The sequence below is a fragment of the Anaerorhabdus sp. genome, from assembly GCF_036657415.1.
Classification (GTDB): domain Bacteria; phylum Bacillota_I; class Bacilli_A; order Erysipelotrichales; family Erysipelotrichaceae; genus Anaerorhabdus.
Genome location: NZ_JAVXGL010000102.1, coordinates 1 through 5,843 on the forward strand (window position 1 = coordinate 1; position 5,843 = coordinate 5,843).

Consider the following 5,843-nt stretch of genomic DNA (forward strand, 5'->3'; position numbering starts at 1 on the left):
TTTAATCCTTGATGAAGCTACTTCATCTGTTGATACTCGTACTGAATTATTAATTCAAAAGGGTATGGAAAACTTAATGAAAGGCCGTACATCATTTGTTATTGCTCACCGTTTATCTACAATTCGTAATGCGGATTTAATCTTAGTTATGAAAGACGGCGACATTGTAGAAGTTGGTAAACATGAAGAACTACTTGAAAAAGGTGGCTTCTATGCACAACTTTACAATTCACAATTTGACGAAGGCGAAGAATAATAGCCATAAGAAAAGCAGTTCATATAATGTGAACTGCTCTTTTTTTATGCATTTTCATTTATTGTTTCTTCTTGTGGAACATCCTTTTTCAAAATACGAATCATGATAGCTGTGACTATTGCTCCTGCAAGAATCGCAATAACAAAGGTCGGCTTTTGTCCTACTACAGGCAATACAATGAATCCTCCATGTGGAACAGGACAAGTAACATTACCAAATGCCGCAATTAGTGCCCCTACTATATTTCCACAAATAGTTGCAGGATAGATAACTTTTGGATCTTTAATTGCATAAGGAATTGCTCCTTCTGTAATACCTAAACATCCCATAATACCTACTGCTGTTGCATTTTCTCGTTCTTCAGCAGTAAATTTCTTTTTCGCAATTACTGTTGCAAGAAAAATCCCAATAGGTGCTACCGCAACCAAGACACGGAAGATACCATTTGGCCCCATTACACCTTCATTGATTAAAGCCAACGTAAACATACTCACTGCTTTTGTAACTGGTCCACCAAAATCTATTTCAGCAAACACTCCCATGAATAATGCTAATCCGATAACACTTGTATCATTCAAATTAGACATGAAGTTTGTTAAAGCCATCATTAAATAACTAATTGGTGTTGCTACAATAAAGTAATATCCAAATCCTAAGATAAGAACGCTGAATACAGGTATAACTAGAATCGGCATGATTGCTCGAAGTGTTTTACCAACTTTCCAGCCCTTCATCCATTTTGCCATATAACCTGCTGCTAAACCTAAAACTAATGCTCCTAAAAATCCAGACTTACAATCCATACCATTGATTGAAATTGTTGAATTCGCAATATATCCAAGGATAAATCCTGGCGTTAATCCTGGTTTCCCTGCAACCGAATAAGCAATATAAGCAGAGAACACCGGAATCATTAATGTCATCCCTGCTTTACCTAATTGATTTAAGTAACTCATGATAGGACCGTTAGGTACAAGTCCTGTCGCTGTTTGTTCAGCACCCAATAAAGATATCGCAAGAATTACCCCACCTGCCACAACAATTGGCATCATGAAAGAAACACCGCTCAATAAGTGCTTTTGAATATCTTTTAATAGTTTTTTCATTATATTATTCCCCTTTTGCTAGTGCAACTGCGCGATTAACTAAATCTTCAACATGTGAAATTGCTTCATCAACATCGGTATGAATCGTTGGTTTATTCGCAAATCTTTCCTCACCTTCGATAACTACACTTACGGCTAGAATCACAACATCTGCTGACTCAACATCTTCATCTGTTAATTCATTTTCAATTCCAAGACCACCTTGAGTTTCAATTTTTACTTCATATCCTCTTTTTAAACATTCTTTCTCTAAACATTCTTGCGCCATATATGTATGTGCAATTCCTGTAGGACATGCTGTTATTCCTATGATTTTCATATTTTCTCTCCTTAAAATTTAATTATTTGAAATTACTTTTTCATTAATGTCATGAAGCATTTCATAGACCTCTTCTTTATTATTTGCTTTACGAAGATTTTCTCTAAAATCATCATTCATAAGTTTCTTACTTATTTCCGCAAGAAATCTGAGGTGAAGATTATTTTCATTTGCTTCTGGTACACCTATCATGAAAATTAAATCAACTTCATTTTCATTTCGATCATCCCATATAAATTCTTTCTTATTACGAAGAAAAACAACAAATGGATTACTTACACTTTTACTTCTTCCATGCGGAATCGCCACTTTAAATCCAACTGATGTCGGCATCATCTCTTCGCGCGCTATTACTTCCGCTTTATATATTTCCTTATCTTGTAAGTATCCTAACTCATTTGCTTTTTGAATCATCACCTCTAATGCTTGTTCGCGGTTTGTGATTTCCTCTTCTAGCAAAATTAAATCTTTATTTACCATTTTGTTCTCCTTCAAATATTATTTTTTCAAGTTCTTTTTTATTTTTCGCCAAGATAAGTTCTTCAACTTTATCTTTACTATGAATAAATGAAAAAGCTGTTTCCAAAATCTTTTTTGAATTCTTCATATCTTTTTCACTTAACGCAAACATGATTACTACATGTACTTTATACTTAGTCCATTTGACTGGTTCTATATTCACCCACATCGCTAATTGTGTTTTATTAACCAATGTCACGGCTCCATGCGGTATAGATCCTCCTGAAATGATATCAGTTCCACCTTTGACTTCTCTTTCAAAGACACTACACTCAAATTTTTCAGATACAATTCCATCTTTACTTAGGTTTGAACATATTTTTTTGATAATATCTTCTTTACTAATTTTCCCTTTATGATAAAAGATATTTGAAGATTGAAGATAATCTTTTAATATCGCTTTATCACATTTAGTATCTAGTCTAGGCATTACTAATTTACTGCGGTATACACGTTCAATATCAGCCAAATCATTTTCATTCATTATTGATGACACAACAATAACTGGAATAGTTATATTCTTAATTGGAATCGTCGACACAATGAAGTCTATACTTCCTAAATCAAATTTTTCTATTACATCCATCGATGCAACTTCAATGATATCTAATGGAGGCAATATTCTTCGAATTTGATTTGCAATCATGTTAGATGTAGTTATTCCATTAGGACATATTACAAGTATTCTCTTACTACTCTTTTTCTTTTCTAAAGCATTTTGAAAATGTAGCATTAAAAATCCTACTTCATCATCCGTTAAATTTATATTCATTTTCTCTTTTAAAGAACTCATACATAACCATGTTAAATCAAACATAATTCTATATTGTTTTTTAATCTCTTCTAACATTGGATTTGTAATATACATATTATTCTTTAAGCGATAAATCATTGGAACAATATGCATACTTAAATTTTGATAGAGCACATCATCATCTGATAAATAGACCCCTGCACATTGCTCCATACGGCGCACTATTTCTCTAATGATTTCTTCAAAATCTTTTCCATATTGTACTTTCGTTGCGCTGAATATTATTTTGTTGGCATTTAAATATGAGAGTAAAAACCGAATATCTTTCTCATAGTAATTTATATTCAGTGGGACTGTAATTAAATCCAATATATCTTTCGCAATCATGTAATACATTAATGACATGATTTGATCAGATTCAAATGCTTTGTATTCCGCATCATGATGAAACCCTAATTGCATTCTATAACACATAACCATAATTACATTAAATACATTAAGCAAATAATAGTCTGCTACATCATAGAGATTATAATCTTTAAATGAACGAATTGTTTTGTAACATATATCTACCACTTCTTTTGGATAATACTCTTTCATTACATCCAATATTTCTGGGTTATAGAATTGTATGATTCGTTGTTTAAAAATAAATTCATTAAAACGAATAAATGTTCTTTGCCACTCTTCTTCTTTTCCTTCGAATCTAGTTCCCTTTTCATCACTTACTAGTTTAACTGTTTTTCCATCAATTAAATTTTCTTTAACAAAAGTTATATCTGTTTGTATTGAACTTTCACTAACTTGATATTTTAGGGATAAAGATTCATATGTGATTATTTTTCCATTAAATAGTAAATCAACAATAATTTGATTTCTTCGATACTCTAAACTGTAACAATTAAAATCATCTTTTGCTAAGTTACAATTGTCAACGAGTCTAATACCTAAACCTGGTTTTTTATCAAACACATAACCTTTTTCTTCTAATACTTTAATATCATTAAATATTGTTCTCTTAGAAGCTTGCAAAATACTTGAGAGACTCTCAACGTTTTTATATGTATCGTTGTTTGCACAACATTCCAATAATTTTTTTTGACGTTGTAATGCTTTCAAGTAATTACCCTCCCTTAATCAATTGCTTTTTCAAATTCTTTAAGTTCTTCTATCAGTTTTTCTTTATTTTTTGACTTAATATTTTCTTTTGAAAATAATCCTCCAGCAGTACCTACATATTGATATCCTGAAGTTAATGCTTCCTTAACATTTGTTTTATTAATTCCACCTACTGCCATCAATTCATAATCACCCATAGGCTCTCTCACTTTTGCAGCATAGGACAGACTTAATTCATTTGCTGGAAATACTTTTACAATATTTGCACCATTATCAAATGAATTGCCAATCTCTGATGGAGTAAATGAACCTGGAATTGAAATCACATGTTTTTCCTTGCAATAATCCAGCATTTCTTTACTCATCGTTCTTGGAGATAAAACAAATTTGGCACCTGCATCAATTGCTTGTACAAGTTCATCATATGTTTGAACAGTACCTGCACCAATATTCAAATAATTACCAAATTCTTTCACAATATCTTTAATAATCGATATTGCATTGTCAGTGTTTAGAGTTATTTCCATATTCCGAATATATCGACTATTACATGTAATCAGCACTTCGGCAACACACCGTATTTCTTCATATGTATAACCCCTTAATATCATTGTTACTTTTGATAATTCCATAATCTTCCTCCTTACAATCACATTTTATGTAATTTACTTTAAAAGATGAATGCTAATTTATTGCAACATCAATGTTGCAAATACACTTCTCTTTGTATTTTTATCATGATGATTAATTACTCTTATCTATTTTACACACTCATTTAAATTTTAGATATATTAAATAAAGTTTTGTATTTTTATTTAACATCAATTTGCTTGATATCAATAAACTATTTCTATATTATTACACTGAATCATAGATAGGAGTACCCATGAAACCAATCCAATTTTTAAAAGATGTATTTATTTGTTCCCTTGGAGCATTCGGAGGTCCTGAGGCGCATTTTAGTGTGTTCTATACCCAACTCGTAAATAAAAAGAAGTATCTGTCGGAAGAGGAACTAATTGAACTCAATGCTCTTTGTTCAATACTACCTGGACCTACTAGCACACAAACAATTGCTGCAATTGGTTACAAAATCGGTGGTAAACTATTGGCATTTTTAACGCTCATTGTTTGGGCACTACCGATTATTACATTCATGACTTTACTTGCGATATTATTTCCGCTTTTAGTTGAAAATAATGTATCACTTGATTTTCTGAAATTTGTTGCGCCTTTGGCAATCGCTTTTGTTTTATTTGCTGCTTATAAAATTTCAAAGAAAGTAATCAAGGATCAAGTAACATTTCTTCTTGCACTAAGTACAGCTGTAATTACTTTTTTCTTTAAAGTCTCTTGGATATATCCAGTGTTACTACTCACAGGTGGTGCACTAGCAATCTTTGCCTATAAAGAAGAAAATATGTTCCAAAAAGTTAAACTCAATGTATCTTGGCGCTATCTAATTCTCTTCGTATTATTTGCCATTGGCTCTGCTTTTCTAGTCTTATTTACTCAATCTATTCTCGTTAATCTGTTCTATCAATTTTATCGTTTTGGTTATTTAGTTTTTGGTGGTGGACAAGTTGTTGTACCACTCATGTTAGAACAATTTGTTGATATCAATCACTACCTATCAGCTAATGAATTTTTAATTGGTTATGGTTTGATTCAAGGTTTACCTGGACCCATGTTTGCCTTTAGTTCTTTTGTTGGCGGTTTAGCCACACGAGATCTTGGTTTGTTCACACAAATTTTTGCAGGATTAATTAG

General features: G+C 31.7%; 6 protein-coding genes and 1 pseudogene. 2 read left to right on the forward strand and 5 right to left on the reverse strand.

Features of this window, described 5'->3' with window-relative positions:
• Positions 1 to 256: pseudogene (locus tag RSB60_RS10490) on the forward strand (ABC transporter ATP-binding protein); the annotation flags it as partial.
• Between the two features lie 44 nt (positions 257 to 300).
• Here RSB60_RS10490 and RSB60_RS10495 read toward each other — a convergent pair.
• The 5 genes from RSB60_RS10495 to RSB60_RS10515 are packed head-to-tail and all read right to left on the reverse strand — an operon-like array spanning position 301 to position 4,705.
• The gene (locus RSB60_RS10495; RefSeq protein WP_332616206.1) at positions 301 to 1,362 is read right to left on the reverse strand and encodes a PTS fructose transporter subunit IIC; all 1,062 of its coding nucleotides are present in this window, start codon (positions 1,360 to 1,362) and stop codon (positions 301 to 303) included.
• 4 nt (positions 1,363 to 1,366) lie between these two features.
• Entirely contained in the window at positions 1,367 to 1,681 is a 315-nt protein-coding gene (locus RSB60_RS10500) for a PTS fructose transporter subunit IIB (RefSeq protein WP_332616208.1), read from the reverse strand.
• An 18-nt stretch (positions 1,682 to 1,699) separates the two neighbouring features.
• Positions 1,700 to 2,161, reverse strand: a complete 462-nt coding sequence (locus tag RSB60_RS10505) for a PTS sugar transporter subunit IIA (protein ID WP_332616210.1) — start codon at positions 2,159 to 2,161, stop codon at positions 1,700 to 1,702.
• The gene (locus RSB60_RS10510) at positions 2,151 to 4,073 is read right to left on the reverse strand and encodes a BglG family transcription antiterminator (protein WP_332616212.1); all 1,923 of its coding nucleotides are present in this window, start codon (positions 4,071 to 4,073) and stop codon (positions 2,151 to 2,153) included. The genes RSB60_RS10505 and RSB60_RS10510 overlap by 11 nt, the downstream gene beginning before the upstream one ends.
• 14 nt (positions 4,074 to 4,087) lie before the next feature.
• Entirely contained in the window at positions 4,088 to 4,705 is a 618-nt protein-coding gene (locus tag RSB60_RS10515) for a bifunctional 4-hydroxy-2-oxoglutarate aldolase/2-dehydro-3-deoxy-phosphogluconate aldolase (RefSeq protein ID WP_332616214.1), read from the reverse strand.
• Between the two features lie 254 nt (positions 4,706 to 4,959).
• On the opposite strand from RSB60_RS10515, the gene RSB60_RS10520 reads away from it, so the two are divergent.
• On the forward strand, positions 4,960 to 5,843 hold an 884-nt coding region (locus RSB60_RS10520; protein WP_332616215.1), incomplete at its 3' end, for a chromate transporter.